This window comes from Calidithermus timidus DSM 17022 (genome assembly GCF_000373205.1).
Taxonomy (GTDB): Bacteria; Deinococcota; Deinococci; order Deinococcales; family Thermaceae; genus Calidithermus; species Calidithermus timidus.
The window spans coordinates 162,516-177,079 of sequence record NZ_KB890699.1 but is presented as its reverse complement, the minus strand read 5'-3'; the positions used below and the strand labels follow the sequence as shown (position 1 = coordinate 177,079).

The following is a 14,564-nucleotide window of genomic DNA, read 5'->3' as shown; positions in this document are numbered from 1 at the left end:
ACGCTTAGATGGCAGTTCAAGCACCTACTCCCTCAAGACCCGGTGGCCTCCCCAGGACGCTGGCCCTGATCTGGGACCTGATGACCACCAGCGACCACAAGAAGGTGGGTCTGATCTACCTGGTTACCTCCTTCGTGATGTTTGGCCTGGCTGGTCTGATGGCGGTGGCCATCCGCTGGCAGCTGGCTGGTCCCGACAAGCACTTCTTGGTGGGCGACACCTACAACCAAGTGCTCACCTTGCACGGGGCCACGATGCTCTTCTTCTTCATCATCCCCGCAGGGCTTTCCGGCTTTGGCAACTTCATGGTGCCTTTGATGCTGGGAGAGCGCGACGTGGCCTTGCCACGCATCAACGCCTTCGCAGCTTGGCTGTTTTTGTTTTCCGGCCTCCTGATTTACACCTCGCTGTTCTTCGGGGGCGCCCCTGACGTTGGCTGGACCTTCTACTGGCCCTTCTCCTCCACCCGCCTTGGTCACGGCGTTGACTTCTTCATGCTGGGCGTGTTGCTGCTGGGCGTCTCCTCACTGCTGGGCTCGGCCAACTTCGCCGCGACCGTATATAACCTGCGGGCCAAGGGCATGAGCCTGTGGAAGATGCCTATTTTCGTCTGGAGCATCTTCGCCACCTCGCTGTTGTCGCTGTTCGCCCTGGCCGGGATCACCGCTGCCAGCCTGCTGGTCTTCATCGACCGTAAGCTGGGGTTCAGCCCCTTCAACGCCGCCATCGGTGGCGACCCGGTGCTGTTCCAGCAGTTTTTCTGGTTCTACTCGCACCCGGCGGTGTACATCATGCTGTTGCCCTACCTGGGTATCGCCGCTGAGGTGGCTTCTACTTTTGCCCGCAAGCCGGTCTTCGGCTACCGCTTCATGGTCTTCGCCCAGCTTGGTATCGCGGTGGTGGGCTTTTTGGTGTGGGCGCACCACATGTTCACGGTAGGCGAGAGCCTGCTGTTCCAGCTCGTATTCGTGTTCTTCACCGCACTGGTGGCCGTCCCCACGGGCGTGAAGATCTTCAGCCTGCTGGGTACGCTGTGGCGGGGCCACCTGGACATGAGGACCCCACTGCTGTTTGTGCTGGGCTTCCTCTTCAACTTCCTGCTGGGGGGGATCACCGGGGTGATGCTGGCGGTGGTACCCTTCGACTACTCCGTGCACGACACCTACTTTGTAGTAGCCCACTTCCACAACGTACTGATGGCGGGTTCGGGCTTCCTGGCCTTCGCCGGGCTTTACTACTGGTGGCCCAAGATCACCGGACGCATGTACAGCGAGCGGTGGGGTAAGCTGCACTTTTGGCTGTTCCTCGTGGGCTACCTGCTGACCTTTTTGCCCCAGTACGTGCTAGGTTTTCTGGGGATGCCCCGTCGCTACTACACCTACCCTGATGGCAACTACCTGTGGAATGAGCTGAACTTCATCTCGACCATCGGGGCCATCACCCTGGCGCTGGGTGGGATTGCCTGGCTGGTTGGGGTCATCGACAGCTTCCGCCGTAACCAGAAGGCCAGCGATAACCCCTGGGAGGGCTTCACCCTCGAGTGGGCCACCTCCTCCCCACCACCCGCGTACAACTTCGCCGTAAGCTTCCCCCGCTTCTTCCCCTCTGAGCGGCCTCTGTACGACTGGAAGAAGGAGGGCCTCGAGACCACCCCCGTCGACGTCAGGGACATCCACCTGCCTGCACCCACAGTCTGGCCCTTCATGACCGCGTTGGGTTTGCTGATCATGGGCGTGGGCATAGCCATCAGCCCCAATGCTCATCCCAGCGGTCTCCCTGGCGTGGCCGGCTGGCAGGGCTGGCTCGCGGTGGGCCTGATCACCTTCATCTACAGCCTCTTCCGCTGGGCGGGGAGGCTGGAGTACGACGTTCCGGTCGAACACCACACCGTCACCAACAAGTCCAACGCCTGGGTGGGGATGGCTTGGTTCATCGTCTCGGAAATCGCGCTCTTCGGCATCCTCATCGCGGGCTACCTCTACCTGCGCCTGTCTGGGGCCGCCCAGCCGCCCGAGGAGCGCCCGGCCATCTGGCTGGCGCTGCTCAACACCTTCTTCCTGGTAGCGAGCTCTTTCACGGTGCACTACGCCCACCACGACCTGCGTAGCCACAAGATGTCGCCGCTGCGCTTCGGTCTTCTGATCAGCATCCTCCTGGGCACGGTGTTCTTCCTCTTCCAGACCTATGAGTTCGCGGTTTTCCGGAGCCACGTCAACCCCGCCGAGCAATTGTGGGCGACCATGTTCTTTATCATCGTGGGTCTGCACGGCGCTCACGTGGTGATCGGGGGCACCGGCCTGGCGCTGGCCTACTACCAGGCCATCCAGAACAAGCTCGACGACCACAACCACGGTACCCTCGAGGGCGCCAGCATGTACTGGCACCTCGTGGACGCGGTGTGGCTGTTTATCGTGAGCATCTTCTACATTTGGTGAACTCCCTCTCAAAGCCCTAGCCCTCCACCGCTAGCGGTGGAGGGCTTGTCGTAGGTCGTACGCGAAACGCCTCAGGCCGTGGCTTCACCCGTGGTGCTCAGCACACCGCTCAGCAGGCCGCCCAGCGCCCCGCCTGCCATGCCGATGAGCACTCCCCTGGCTGCACCCACGTCGTGCAGGGCTGCGCCGAGCAAGACCCCCACGGTGGCCCCGGCCAGGATGCTCACCACCCCCACCACGCTCCTGACGGCGCGGGTTGCGGCAGGGTCCGGGGTGGCCTGGGCCTCGGCGGCTACGAGGATCAGGCCCTGGATGACTTCTAAGCCTCCCATTGCGAGCTCCTTAGTGCCTCTTTTCATCACGCTCATTGAGCCACCCGCCTGTAGACAGCCCTGCGCCGATTGCCTATAATCCTCGGTGCTGGGTTTTGTGGGTCCATAGCTCAGCTGGTAGAGCAACCGACTTTTAATCGGTAGGTCGCGGGTTCGAATCCCTCTGGACCCACCAAGGAGCCGCCAGACGGTGTTTTTGCGCTGTCTGGCGCTTTTGTATTGGGCTTTGCGAGGGTCTTATACCAGATTCGGTCAGTTTGTTCTCGCGAACACCGCCCCGCTTTGGCGGGGCGGTCGGCCGTCAGGGAATAGCCTCTGAATTATCCTTTTCCGGTATTAGTGGTTCGCAGATTTTACGTCTAGGAATGGTTCCCCAGAAGGCGGAAAGGCTAGATGTCGAAATCAATTGCCGCTAAAGGTCAACAGGTTGAACCCGGTACGACCCTAGTGAAGTGGTCGAGCCTGTTTCTACTCGAGGCACAGGCTAGGGGATTGAGTCCGGCTACATCAAACCCTTTGGTTAGCCTATGCGCCGGGTCGGTATAGGCCGGCGTAAGCGTTCATCGCTGGGGCCCCGCCCAAGTGCACGTAGAGCACGCGAGAGCCCTTTTCGAACATGCCCTTGCGGGCCATGTCGATGAGCGCGTGCATGGACTTGCCCTCGTAGACCACGTCGGTGATCATGCCCTCCAGACGGGCCGCTAGCCGGATGGCCTCGAGGGTCCCTTGGTTGGGTAGGCCGTACTCCGGTCCTGCGTAATCTTCCACCAGGGTCACATCCTCATCGAGGATTTCGCGCCCCAGCTCGACCGCCTCGGCGGTGAAGCGGGCGATCTTGTGCACCGCAGCGCGGGTCTCGGCGGGCTTGGCCGAGGCATCGATTCCCAGCACCTTGCGCGGCCTGTCCTGAGCGGCAAAACCCACGATCATTCCGGCTTGAGTGCTGCCAGTCACCGAGCAGACGATGATGTAGTCGAAGAAGACGCCCAGCTCCCTCTCCTGTTGCGCGACTTCCTCGGCGAAGCGGGCGAAGCCCAGCCCACCGAGCGGGTGATCGGAGGCTCCGGCGGGGATCGCGTAGGGCTTGCCCCCGCGCTGCCGCACCTTATCCAGGGCCCGCTGCCAGCTTTCACGCAGGCCAATACTGAAGCCTGCCGGGCTGAGCTCGACCTCAGCGCCCAGGATGCGTGAGAGGAGGATGTTGCCTACTTGGTCGTAGATAGGGTCTTCGTAGTTGACCCAGTGCTCCTGCACCAGCAGGGCTTTGAGGCCCAGATGGGCGGCTACCGCGGCTACCTGGCGGGTGTGGTTGGACTGCACCCCGCCGATGGAGACCAGGGTATCGCAGCCTTGAGCCAGGGCGTCGGGGATCAGGTACTCCAGCTTGCGCACTTTATTGCCGCCGAAGGCCAGCCCGCTGTTGCAGTCTTCGCGCTTGGCCCAAATTTCTACCCCCAGGTGCTCGGAGAGCCTTTTGAGGGGATGGATTGGTGAGGGGCCAAACATCAGCGGATAGCGGGGAAACTTCTCCAACTTCATGGCTTCTCCTTCAAAAACTGCACCAGGCGTTGCCCGGCTTCGATGATGTGCCGCTTGAGTAGACTGGAAGCTTGTTCAACCTCCTGCCTTCGGCAGGCCTCGAGCAGAGCGCGGTGCTCGCGGTCGGATTGCTCACGGTGGTGTACCACCGTGAGGATCATCCGCATGTAGCGATCTGCGTTGAGGTGAAGCAACTCGATGGTAGAAAGCAGGCGGGGGCGGTTTGCGGGCCGGTACAGGGCGGCGTGGAACTTCCAGTTGAGTTCGCTCAGGCGCTGCCCGTCGTGCTCGCGTCCGGCTTCGTCCAGGGCATCCTCGGCTTCGCCTAGCTGGCCCTTGCCGAGCCTGGGGATGGCCAAGCGCAAGGCCAGGGGCTCTAGCACCGCGCGCATCTCGTAGATTTCCTCGAGCTCCGCTATCGAAAGCTCGGCCACCACCGCCCCCCGATGCGGCTGGAGGACCAGCAGCCCTTCCGCTGCCAGTTGTCGCAGGGCCTCACGCACGGGCATCCGGCTCACGCCCATCTCCTCGGCCAGCTCTTCCTGGCGCAAGGTCGTGCCGCCGGGGTACTGGCCTCCCAGAATGCGCTCGCGCAGCTGCTGGGCAACCCGATCGGGCGAGGTGGCGGGTGGCCTGCTGGGGTTGGTGGCCATGATCAAAATGTATCCAGTGGATCCAATTTAGTCAACCCACGGAATCTGTGCCCGCGACCAAAGCTCGGTACCGGCGCGCGATCGGCTTCTCAACCCCTCCATGACCGAGCGCTGCCGGTTGTCTGGCTGCGCACGGGAGGTTGTATTGTAGGGGACAAAGCACCAGAGAGGGCATGGCGCCAATCCATGACGTTTTTTATACACCAATGATCAAAAACGTTGACATGAGAAAGAGGGCTGGGTATACTCCCGCACAAATCTTATCCAGCACAGGCAGAGGGAGGCGCGGAAGGTGCAGCTTTTGGTGGACAAAGTGAGTTTGGCCTTTGGCGGTTTGCGGGCGCTGAGTGAGGTCTCGCTCGAGGTCGTCCAGGGCGAACTGGTCTCGATCATCGGCCCCAACGGGGCGGGGAAGACCAGCCTGCTCAACTGCATATCCGGCTTCTACCACCCCTCCTCAGGGCGCATCAGCTTCGAGGGTCACGACCTCACGCGGGCCTCACCCCACCAGGTCACCCAGTACGGCATCGCCCGCGCGTTCCAGAACATCGAGCTGTTCAACGGGCTTACGGTGTTGGAGAACTTGCTCCTGGCCCGTCACACCTTCTCGAAGTACAACCTCCTCGAGGCGGTGCTGGTCTACGGCCCGGCCATGAGGGTGGGCGTCGCCAACCGGCGCGTCGTGGAGGAGGTCATCGACTTCATGGACCTCGAGCCCTACCGCAAGGTGCTGGTGGGCGACCTGCCCTATGGCGTGCGTAAGCGGGTGGAGGTGGCCCGCGCATTGTCACTCTCGCCCAAGTTGCTCCTCCTCGACGAGCCCATGGCGGGCATGACGCTGGAGGAGAAGGAGGACATGGTGCGCTACATCCTCGACATCCGCGCCGAGCGGGGCACCACCATCATCCTCATCGAGCACGACCTAGGCGTGGTGATGGACATCTCCGACCGGGTCTACGTGCTCGACTTCGGGCAGGTCATCGCCCAGGGTTCGCCGGAGGAGGTCTCGAGCAACCCCCGCGTGCAGGAGGCCTACGTGGGCGTGGAGATTCCCTAGAGGTGCGATCATGATCATCCAACCCACCCCCGAACTCAAGAAGTACACCTTGCCCCAACTGCTGCGGCTGCGGGCCAAGCATGAGCGGGAGCGGGTAGCCTTGCGGGAGAAGGAATTCGGCATCTGGAACGAGGTGACCTATGGCGAGTACTACGCCCGGGTCCGACACTTCGCCTACGGGCTGCTCGAGCTCGGTTTCCAGCGCGGCGAGCGCCTGGCGATCCTGGCCGACAACATCCCCGAGTGGCTCTACGCCGAGCTGGGAACCCAGGCCGTGGGGGGCATCTCGGTGGGGGTCTACCAATCCTCGCTGCCCCCCGAGATCGCCTACGTGCTCTCCTACACCGGTGCCGCCGTGGTGGTGGCCGAGAACCAGGAGCAGGTCGATAAGCTGTTGGAGATCCGCAACGAGATCCCCAGCGTGCGCAAGGTCATCTACGAGGACCCCCGCGGGATGCGGGCCTACCGCGGCGACGCTTGGCTGGTGAGTTTCGAGGAGGTGTTGCGGCTGGGCGAAGCCGCCGAGCAGAAGCAACCCGGCCTCCTCGACGAACTCATCGACCAGGGCAAGCCCGACGACGTATGCCACCTCTCGCTGACCTCGGGCACTACGGGGCGGCCCAAGGCGGCCATGCTCATGCACCGAAACCTCATCCACATGGGCGTCTCGCTGCAGAGCATCGACCCCTTGAAGCCCACCGACGACTACCTCTCCTTTTTGCCCTTCGCATGGATCGGCGAGCAGATGATGTCGGTGGGAATGGCCCTGGCCGGGGGCTTCACCGTCAACTTCCCCGAGTCGGTGGACACCGCCATGGCCGACCTCAAGGAGGTCGGGCCGCACGTGATGTTCAGCCCCCCCCGGGTGTGGGAGGGCATCCAGAGCAACATCTGGGTGCGCATCTCCGAGACCTACGCCTTCAACCGCTGGATGTACGAACGCATGCTGGCTATCGGGATGAAGGCCGCCGACTACCGCATGAGCGGCAAGCCGATGCCGCTGGGCCTGCGCGTTGGCTATTGGCTGGCCGAGCAGCTCATGTTCCGGCCCCTGCGCGATCAGCTCGGTTTCCTGCGCCTGCGCCGAGCCTATACCGGCGGGGCGGCGTTGGGACCGGACGTCTTCCGCTTCTACCACGCCATCGGGGTCAACCTCAAGCAGATCTATGGCCAGACCGAGATCATCGGCATCGCCTTCGTGCACCGCGATGGCGACGTGCGCGCCGACACCGTGGGGGTGCCCATCCCCGGCGGCGAGGTCCGAATCAGCGACTCGGGCGAGATCTTGTGCAAGTCCGACGCGGTGGTGGCGGGCTACTGGGAGCGCCCCGAAGACACCGCCAAGACCTTCGAGGGGGGGTGGCTGCACACCGGTGACGCGGGTTACCTCACTGAGCGCGGGCATTTGGTGGTCATAGACCGGGTTTCCGACGTGATGCACACCGCGGGTGGGCAGATGTTCAGCCCCCAGTTCATCGAGAACAAGCTCAAGTTCTCGCCTTTCGTCAAGGAGGCGGTGGTCTTCGGCGACCAGAAACCCTTCATCACCGCCTTCATCAACGTCGATCCCCAGACCGTGGGCAAGTGGGCCGAGGACCGGGGCATCGCCTACACCACCTACCTCGACCTCTCGCAAAAGCCCGAGGTGGCCGAGCTCATCGGCAAGGAGGTGCGTTCGGTTAATGAGAGCCTGCCCGAGCATCTGCGCATCTGCCGCTTCGTGCTCTTGTACAAGCTGCTCGACGCCGACGACGACGAGCTCACGCGCACCGGCAAGGTGCGACGCAAGTTCATCATGCAACGCTATCAACCCCTCGTGGACGCGCTCTACGGCGGGGCCCAGACGGTACGGGTGGAGACCGAATTCAAGTACCAGGACGGTTCGGTGCAGAAGGTGGCGACCGAGGTGAGGGTGCTCGAGGCCACCGCTCGAGCCGAGGTGGTGGGTGGCTATGCGGTCCGTTGAGCGCTTTCGGAGGGTGGCGTGAGCGACTTCTTTCAGTTCCTCATCTCCGGCATCGCGGTGGGCTCGATCTACGCCCTGGCCGCGCTGGGCTTCGTGCTGATCTACAAGTCGAGTCGGGTAATCAACTTCGCCCATGGACAGCTCATCGCCATCGGGGCCTTCGTCGCCTATGCGCTGGTGGCCTGGCTGAAGTTACCCATCGCCTTGGCGCTGCTGACGGCGGTGCTCGCGACCGGATTGCTGGGTTTCGTGGTGGAGCGGGTCTTCCTCAAGCGGCTGGTGGGGCAGCCCATCATCTCGGTGATCATGGTGACCATCGGCCTGGCCTCGGTGCTCGACGGGCTGATGTACCTCACCCCCTTCGGCTCGGGTAACTTCAGCTACCCGGCTTTTCTCCCTCAGGAGCCGCTCCGCTTGGCGGGTATCACCGTTTCCTACCCCCAACTGCTGGCCGTGGGCTTCACCGCGCTGTTTCTGCTGTTGTTCGGCTGGTTCTTCCAGCGCTCGACGCTGGGCATCTCCATGCGGGCGGTGGCCGACGACCAGATGGCTGCGATGAGCGTGGGCGTTTCGGTGGAGAAAGTCTTCGCCTTGGCCTGGGCGGTGGCGGGCGTTACCGCGGCCTCGGCGGGGATGGTGGTGGGCACGGTCTCGGGTCTCAACCAGGACAGCCTCATCGCCATCGGGCTGGCGGTGTTCCCGGCGGTGATCCTGGGCGGCCTGGACTCCATCCCCGGCGCGGTGGTGGGGGGCATCACCATCGGGGTGCTGCAGAACCTGGCGGCGGGCTACCTCAACCGCTTCGTTCCCGGCGGCGGCACCGAGCTGGTGATCCCCTTCGTGGTGTTGCTGGTGGTGCTGTGGTTCAAGCCGCACGGATTGTTTGGAACCGAGGAGATCGAGCGGGTATGAGCATGTCGAACGCTAAATGTCCAAGGTCGATGGCCGCGTGCCCGGTACCGGCGACTGTGAGCTATAGGCTGCCAACCTTCGTTAAGCGCCGTCCACGATGCGCTGCCGTCAGGTGTTCAACATCGGGCCTTGGACGCGTCGGAGGCGTTTATGCGTAACCCCTGGGCCCAGACCGGCAACTACCGCACCTCCTACGAGCAAGACACCACCATCTTCGCCACCTACCGCGAGATCGTCTCGGTGGGGGTGCTGCTGGTGGCTCTGGTGCTGCTGCCGCAGTTCCTCGAGCGCTCCCAGGTGCTCACCCTCAACTTCATCCTCATCTACGCCATCGCGGTGCTGGGGCTCAACATCACCACCGGCTACGCGGGGCTCATCAGCGTGGGGCAGGCGGCTTTCATGGGCGTGGGGGCCTACACCGTCGCCCTCGCTGCGCCCTACCTACCCTTCTACCTCACCATCCCGCTGGGGGCGGCGGTGGCCGCGGTGTTCGGGGCCATCGTGGGCATCCCCAGCCTGAGGGTCAAGCACCTGTATCTGGCGCTGGCCACGCTGGCTTTCCAGGAGATCTTCGTGTGGTCGGTGGGCCGGATGCCCGCGCTGGCGCAGGGGGCTTCGATCCCGGTGGAGATGCGCAACTTCCTGGGCTATGAGATCGGTTTTCGCAACCACAATCACTTCTGGTACTATGTCATCCTCTTCACCCTGGTGCTCATGGTGATCGCCTGGCGCAACTTGCTGAGGGGCAAGTATGGGCGGGCGCTGGTGGCGGTGCGCGACAACGACCGGGCTGCCGACGCCATGGGGATGGACCCCGGACGCACCAAGCTGATGGCTTTCGCCCTGGGAGCTCTTTATGCGGGGGTGGCGGGTGGTCTGCTGGCCTACTTCCAACGCAGCGTGGTGATCGAGGAATTTACCCTAGCCAAGAGCGTGGGTTTTCTGGCCATGGCCATCGTAGGGGGCCTGGGTACGGTGGTTGGGAGCCTGCTGGGACCGGCCTTCATCGAGTACCTGCGGCTTTTGATGGAGCGATTTTCGGAGTGGATCAAAGGTAACCAGGTCATCCAGCAGGTCATTCCCCCCGGCGTGGACGTGGCTTCGGCGCTGCTGCCGCTTTCCTTCGGCCTGGTGATCGTGCTGTTTTTGATGTTCGAGCCTCGGGGCCTCTACAACTGGTGGCGGCTGGTGCGAAGTTATTTCCGCACCTGGCCCTTCAAGTATTAAAGCTTTGGCAAACCCGCTCTGGCGGTTGCAATGAACGGGAGGAACTTCATGAAGCGAAGCATGTTGTTGATCGGACTCACCCTGCTGGGCTTGGCTCAAGCGCAAAAGACCGTCAGCCTGGTGCACTCGGGCGCGATCACCGGCCCTACCTCCGACGTGGGTGGTCCTTATGCCGCGGCCATCGAGGACTACTGCAAGTACGCCAACGAGCAGAAGCTCATCCCCGGCTACACCCTCAACTGCATCGTGCGCGACGACCAGTACCAGAACCCCAACGCCCAGCGCATCCTCGAGGAGGCCCTTGACCGCGCTAAGCCCGCCGTCTACTTGGGTTACGCCACCGGGGCCATGCTGGCGCTGAAGTCGCTTATCCAGGAGGTCAAGCTCCCCGCCATTCCTGCCTCGGCCCATATCGGCCTCATCGACCCGCCCGACAACACTTACATCTTCTTGCCCACTTCTTCTTACTCCGAGCAGGTGGTAGCGCTGCTGGAGCATATCGCCCGGGAGAAGAAGGGCGCTAAGGTGGCGCTGGTGGTGCACCCCAGTGCCTTTGGTCGCGCACCGGTCGAAGATGCCCGCAAAGCGGCGGCCCAGCTGGGCCTCTCCATTGTGGACGTGCAGGAGAACGGTGGTAGCCTGGATAACACGGCCCTGCTGCGCAACCTCGAGCAGAAGGGTGCTGAGTACATCGTTCACCAGAACGTGGCCGGCCCGGTGGCTAATATCCTCAAGGATGCCAAGCGGCTTGGCCTGGACAAGAAGATCAAGCAGCTCGGGGCCATCTACACCGGCGGCAACGATCTCATCCGCCTGGCGGGAGATGCGGCAGAAGGCTACCTCTGGGCCAGCAGCTACTACACCCTCGAGGAGGACACCCCCGGCATGAGGTTGCACCGCGAACTCGCCGCCAAGAACAACCGCGGCACCCTGGGTCAGAGCCACAACTACACCGCCGGCCTGTTGGCTGCCGCCATCGCCGTCGAGGCCATGAAGCGCGCGGCCCAGCGCTTTGGCCGAATCGATAACGTCACCTTCTACGATGCCTTGGTGGGCATGAACGGCCCCAACGCCTTCAACCCCGGCTTTGTGGTCAAGACCGCTAACAGCCCCGAGATCGACTTCACCAAGAGCGAGCAGACCGGCGGCGAGGGGTTGCGGGTGCTCGAGGTCAAGGGCGGCAAGTTCGTGCCCATCACCCAGCCCTTCACCTCTGCCCTCTTCCGTAAGGTGCACTACGGCAAGTAGCCGCTATGGCCGATAGCCGCGAGTTTGTGGTGAAGAGGGAGAGCCACCGGCTCGCCCCTATATCCAGCGTCTTGCGCACGACGCAATACCAGATTCGGTTAGTTCGTCACCATTCGGTGACGAACTAACCCGACCGAAGGGAGTGCTCTGGGATTCAAAAAGATAGCCTCTGGGTTTTGGTTTTGAAGGGTATCTTTTTGAATCCGGTATAAGTCGGCTGGCCTCCAGCGAGGGAACGATGCAACCCACCCATCCCGAAGACCTCGGCCCGATCCTGCTCGAGGTCAACAACATCGAAGTCGTCTACAAGGACATCATCCAGGTGCTGCGCGGGGTGTCGCTCAAGGTGCCCGAAGGCCACATCACCGCGCTTTTGGGCCCCAACGGGGCGGGCAAGACCACCACTTTACGGGCCATCTCCGGCTTGCTGGTGCCCGAAGACGGCGAGGTGGTCTCGGGGAGCATCCTCTACCGTGGGGAGAACATCGCCAACAAGACCCCGGAAGCCATCGTGCTCAAGGGCATTGTGCAGGTGCCCGAGGGGCGGCGGGTGTTCAAGCACCTCACCGTCGAGGAGAACCTGCGGGTGGGGGCTGCGACCCGGCGGGATCGGGAGGTGCGGCAAGACCTCGAGCGCATCTACCACTACTTCCCCAAGCTGGCCATGCTTAGGAACCGCCTGGCCGGGTATTGCTCGGGAGGCGAACAGCAGATGTTGGCGATTGGCCGCGCCCTGCTAGCCCGCCCGCGCCTGCTGCTCTTAGACGAGCCCAGCCTAGGCCTCGCACCCTTACTGGTACGCGAAATCTTCGACATCGTCGCCCAGATCAACGCCGAGGAGGGCGTGAGTGTATTGGTGGTTGAGCAGAATGCCCGCGTCGCGCTCAGCGTGGCCCACTACGGCTACATCATGGAGTCGGGCCGCATCGCCCTCGAGGGCAGCCGGGCCTACCTGGAAGAAAACCCCGACGTCAAGGAGTTTTACCTCGGCGTCGCTAAGTCCGGCGGGCGCAAGAGCTTCAAGGACGTGAAGTCCTACCGCAGGCGCAAGCGCTTCATGTGAATCCGGGGTTATAGCCCTACGACACCACACCCCAGCGGCGGCCTGGGCTCTGAGAGCATGTACCAGCGCCCGGAGCGGTTTTCCCCCGCAGTGTAAACGATATGCCCGGTGAGTTCGGGGCGGCTGCCCTTCTCGGCCTGGATGACCTCGAGCGCCGCGCACTGCTCGGGCTGGGCGTAGAGGGTGTAGTTCTGGCCCTTTTGGGGGATCTCGTGCAGCTTGAAGCCAGGGGAGAGCGAGTGCCACTCGTGGAATTTCACCGTGACCTTGCAACCTCGAGCCATCCCCTCGACCTGCTGGATTTGCGCAGTGGCGGTGTAGTTGCGATAGGTGCTTCTGGCTTCAGCGGCGAGGTCGAGGTTTGGGGGTTGCAGCCAGCGCACGGCCACGTCGATGCCGGCCAGGAGCAGCAGCCCTAGCAAAGCCCAAAACCGAAGACGCTGGCGCCCTTCCACCCCTATTCAGCCTAGCCGCTGTTCTGAGGAGCGCGCGCGGGATTCAATGATTGGTTAAGGTGGTGGTCGATAGCCGGATACCGGGCTATGCAACCTAAACCAAAACCCAGATTCAAGTGGCTATCTTTTTGAATCCCAGAGCACACCTTAAATGTCGTAATACATAGCGTACTCGATGGGACTGGGCCGCAGCCGGACTTGGGCGGCCTCCTCGCGTTTGAGCTCGATCCAGGTCTCGAGCAGTTCGCTGCTGAAGACGCCTCCTTCGAGCAGGAAGTCGTGGTCGCGCTCGAGGGCGTCGAGTGCTTCCTCGAGGCTCTTGGGCAGGGTCTTGATGCGACGGGCCTCGCGGGCGGAGAGGGTGTAGAGGTTCTTGTCCGTCGGCGTGGGTGGGGTCAGTTCGCGCCGTATGCCGTCCAGGCCGGCCATCAGCATCGCGGCAAAGGTCAGGTAGATGTTGCCCGAGGAGTCGGGGGGGCGGTACTCGATCCGCTTGGCTTTGGGGTTGTTGGAGTACATCGGCACCCGGATCGCCGCCGAGCGGTTGCGGGCGGAGATGATCAGGTTGACCGGGGCTTCGTAGCCGGGCACCAGGCGGCGGTAGGAGTTGACGGTAGGGCTGGTGATGGCGCTCAGCGCCGGACCGTGGGCCAGCAGGCCCGCCACGTAGTGCATCGCCAGCTTGGAGAGGCCCGCGTAGCCCTTGGGATCGGCGAAGAGGGGCTGGCCGTCCTTCCAGAGGCTCTGGTGGGTATGCATCCCCGAGCCATTGTCACCGAAGATGGGCTTGGGCATGAAGGTGGCGGTCTTACCGTGCCTTGCTGCGACGTTCTTGACCACGTACTTGTACTTGTAGAGCTTGTCGGCCATCGCGGTAAGGGTGTCGTAGCGCATGTCGATCTCGGCCTGGCCTGCGGTGGCTACTTCGTGGTGGTGGAGTTCTACCTCGATACCGATGCTCTCCATCAGACGGACCATCTCGCCGCGGATGTCCTGGTGCTTGTCGGAAGGGGGCACCGGGAAATAGCCTTCCTTCTTGCGAATCCAGTGTCCGTCGCCAAACCCACCGGAGTTTGAACGGGCTTCGACGGACTCGACCGTGTAACCAAAGTCAAAGGGCTCGTCCTTGAAAGCTACCCGATCGAAGATGAAGAACTCGGCCTCCGGGCCCATGTACACCGTGTCGGCGATGCCGGTGCGCCGAAGGTATTCCTCGGCCCGCTTGGCTATCTGGCGGGGGTCTTTGGGGTAGGGGGTGGGCTTGGGGGTGTTGACGGGCGGGACATACACGTCACACAAGACCACCAGCGTGGGCTCGGCGAAGAATGGATCCACGAAGGCACTGCTCGGGTCAGGCACCAGCAACATGTCCGATTCCTGGATGGCCTGGAACCCCTGAAGCGAAGAGCCGTCGAAGCCCGAACCCCTTTCGAAGATGCCCTCGTCGAACTCGCGGGCAGGCTTGGTGTAGTGCTGCCAGCGCCCTGGAACGTCACAAAGGCGCAGGTCTACGTACTTGATGCTGTTTTCCTCGAGGTACTTCACGAGCGCTTTGGCATCTTTGAACACCCGACCTCACCTCCCGAGAACCTCGCTGGAGTATATCCCCAATGTCTGCATGATGTCAATAAAATTAAGTACAGTAGGCATAATTTAAGTGAAATTTAGCTAAAAACT

The 14,564-nt window shown here is 62.7% G+C and carries 12 protein-coding genes and 1 tRNA gene; 8 read left to right on the top strand and 5 right to left on the bottom strand.

All coding sequences use genetic code 11. From position 1 onward, the window contains the following. Positions 1-8: 8 nt before the first annotated feature. Complete coding sequence (gene ctaD / locus B047_RS0112615; RefSeq protein WP_040779827.1) at positions 9-2,435, top strand: cytochrome c oxidase subunit I; 2,427 nt, start codon at positions 9-11, stop codon at positions 2,433-2,435. Between the two features lie 71 nt (positions 2,436-2,506). On the opposite strand, the gene B047_RS0112610 is transcribed toward ctaD, so the two are convergent. Further along, positions 2,507-2,767: a hypothetical protein gene (locus tag B047_RS0112610; RefSeq protein ID WP_018467329.1), complete on the bottom strand. Its 261-nt coding sequence runs from the start codon at positions 2,765-2,767 to the stop codon at positions 2,507-2,509. A 99-nt stretch (positions 2,768-2,866) separates the two neighbouring features. Between B047_RS0112610 and B047_RS0112605 the strand changes: the two genes are divergently transcribed. Next, a tRNA-Lys gene (locus B047_RS0112605) sits at positions 2,867-2,942 on the top strand. 350 nt (positions 2,943-3,292) lie between these two features. On the opposite strand, the gene B047_RS0112600 is transcribed toward B047_RS0112605, so the two are convergent. Together B047_RS0112600 and B047_RS0112595 are read right to left on the bottom strand one after the other, a co-directional pair. Continuing rightward, entirely contained in the window at positions 3,293-4,306 is a 1,014-nt protein-coding gene (locus B047_RS0112600; RefSeq protein ID WP_018467328.1) for a 1-aminocyclopropane-1-carboxylate deaminase, read from the bottom strand. Next, positions 4,303-4,959 (bottom strand): GntR family transcriptional regulator, encoded by a 657-nt coding sequence (locus B047_RS0112595; RefSeq protein WP_018467327.1) that lies wholly within the window; start codon positions 4,957-4,959, stop codon positions 4,303-4,305. The genes B047_RS0112600 and B047_RS0112595 overlap by 4 nt, the downstream gene beginning before the upstream one ends. Positions 4,960-5,251: 292 nt before the next feature. Between B047_RS0112595 and B047_RS0112590 the strand changes: the two genes are divergently transcribed. The 6 genes from B047_RS0112590 to B047_RS0112565 all read left to right on the top strand — a co-directional run bounded on the left by B047_RS0112590 (position 5,252) and on the right by B047_RS0112565 (position 12,432). Continuing rightward, positions 5,252-6,016 carry an ABC transporter ATP-binding protein gene (locus tag B047_RS0112590; RefSeq protein WP_018467326.1) on the top strand — a complete coding sequence of 255 codons (765 nt, stop codon included), beginning with the start codon at positions 5,252-5,254 and terminating at the stop codon, positions 6,014-6,016. Positions 6,017-6,026: 10 nt separating this feature from the next. After that, the gene (locus B047_RS0112585; protein ID WP_018467325.1) at positions 6,027-7,982 is read left to right on the top strand and encodes a long-chain fatty acid--CoA ligase; all 1,956 of its coding nucleotides are present in this window, start codon (positions 6,027-6,029) and stop codon (positions 7,980-7,982) included. 18 nt (positions 7,983-8,000) lie between these two features. Then, on the top strand, positions 8,001-8,894 hold the full coding sequence (locus B047_RS0112580; protein ID WP_018467324.1) for a branched-chain amino acid ABC transporter permease: 894 nt from the start codon (positions 8,001-8,003) through the stop codon (positions 8,892-8,894). Positions 8,895-9,044: 150 nt separating this feature from the next. Next, positions 9,045-10,121, top strand: a complete 1,077-nt coding sequence (locus B047_RS0112575) for a branched-chain amino acid ABC transporter permease (protein WP_018467323.1) — start codon at positions 9,045-9,047, stop codon at positions 10,119-10,121. A 48-nt stretch (positions 10,122-10,169) separates the two neighbouring features. Beyond that, positions 10,170-11,369 (top strand): ABC transporter substrate-binding protein, encoded by a 1,200-nt coding sequence (locus B047_RS0112570; protein WP_026234859.1) that lies wholly within the window; start codon positions 10,170-10,172, stop codon positions 11,367-11,369. Between the two features lie 238 nt (positions 11,370-11,607). Continuing rightward, positions 11,608-12,432, top strand: a complete 825-nt coding sequence (locus B047_RS0112565; RefSeq protein ID WP_018467321.1) for an ABC transporter ATP-binding protein — start codon at positions 11,608-11,610, stop codon at positions 12,430-12,432. Positions 12,433-12,440: 8 nt separating this feature from the next. On the opposite strand, the gene B047_RS0112560 is transcribed toward B047_RS0112565, so the two are convergent. Together B047_RS0112560 and glnA are read right to left on the bottom strand one after the other, a co-directional pair. Further along, on the bottom strand, positions 12,441-12,887 hold the full coding sequence (locus B047_RS0112560) for a hypothetical protein (RefSeq protein ID WP_018467320.1): 447 nt from the start codon (positions 12,885-12,887) through the stop codon (positions 12,441-12,443). Positions 12,888-13,034: 147 nt separating this feature from the next. Further along, positions 13,035-14,456: a type I glutamate--ammonia ligase gene (gene glnA / locus B047_RS0112555; protein ID WP_018467319.1), complete on the bottom strand. Its 1,422-nt coding sequence runs from the start codon at positions 14,454-14,456 to the stop codon at positions 13,035-13,037. Positions 14,457-14,564: the final 108 nt, after the last annotated feature.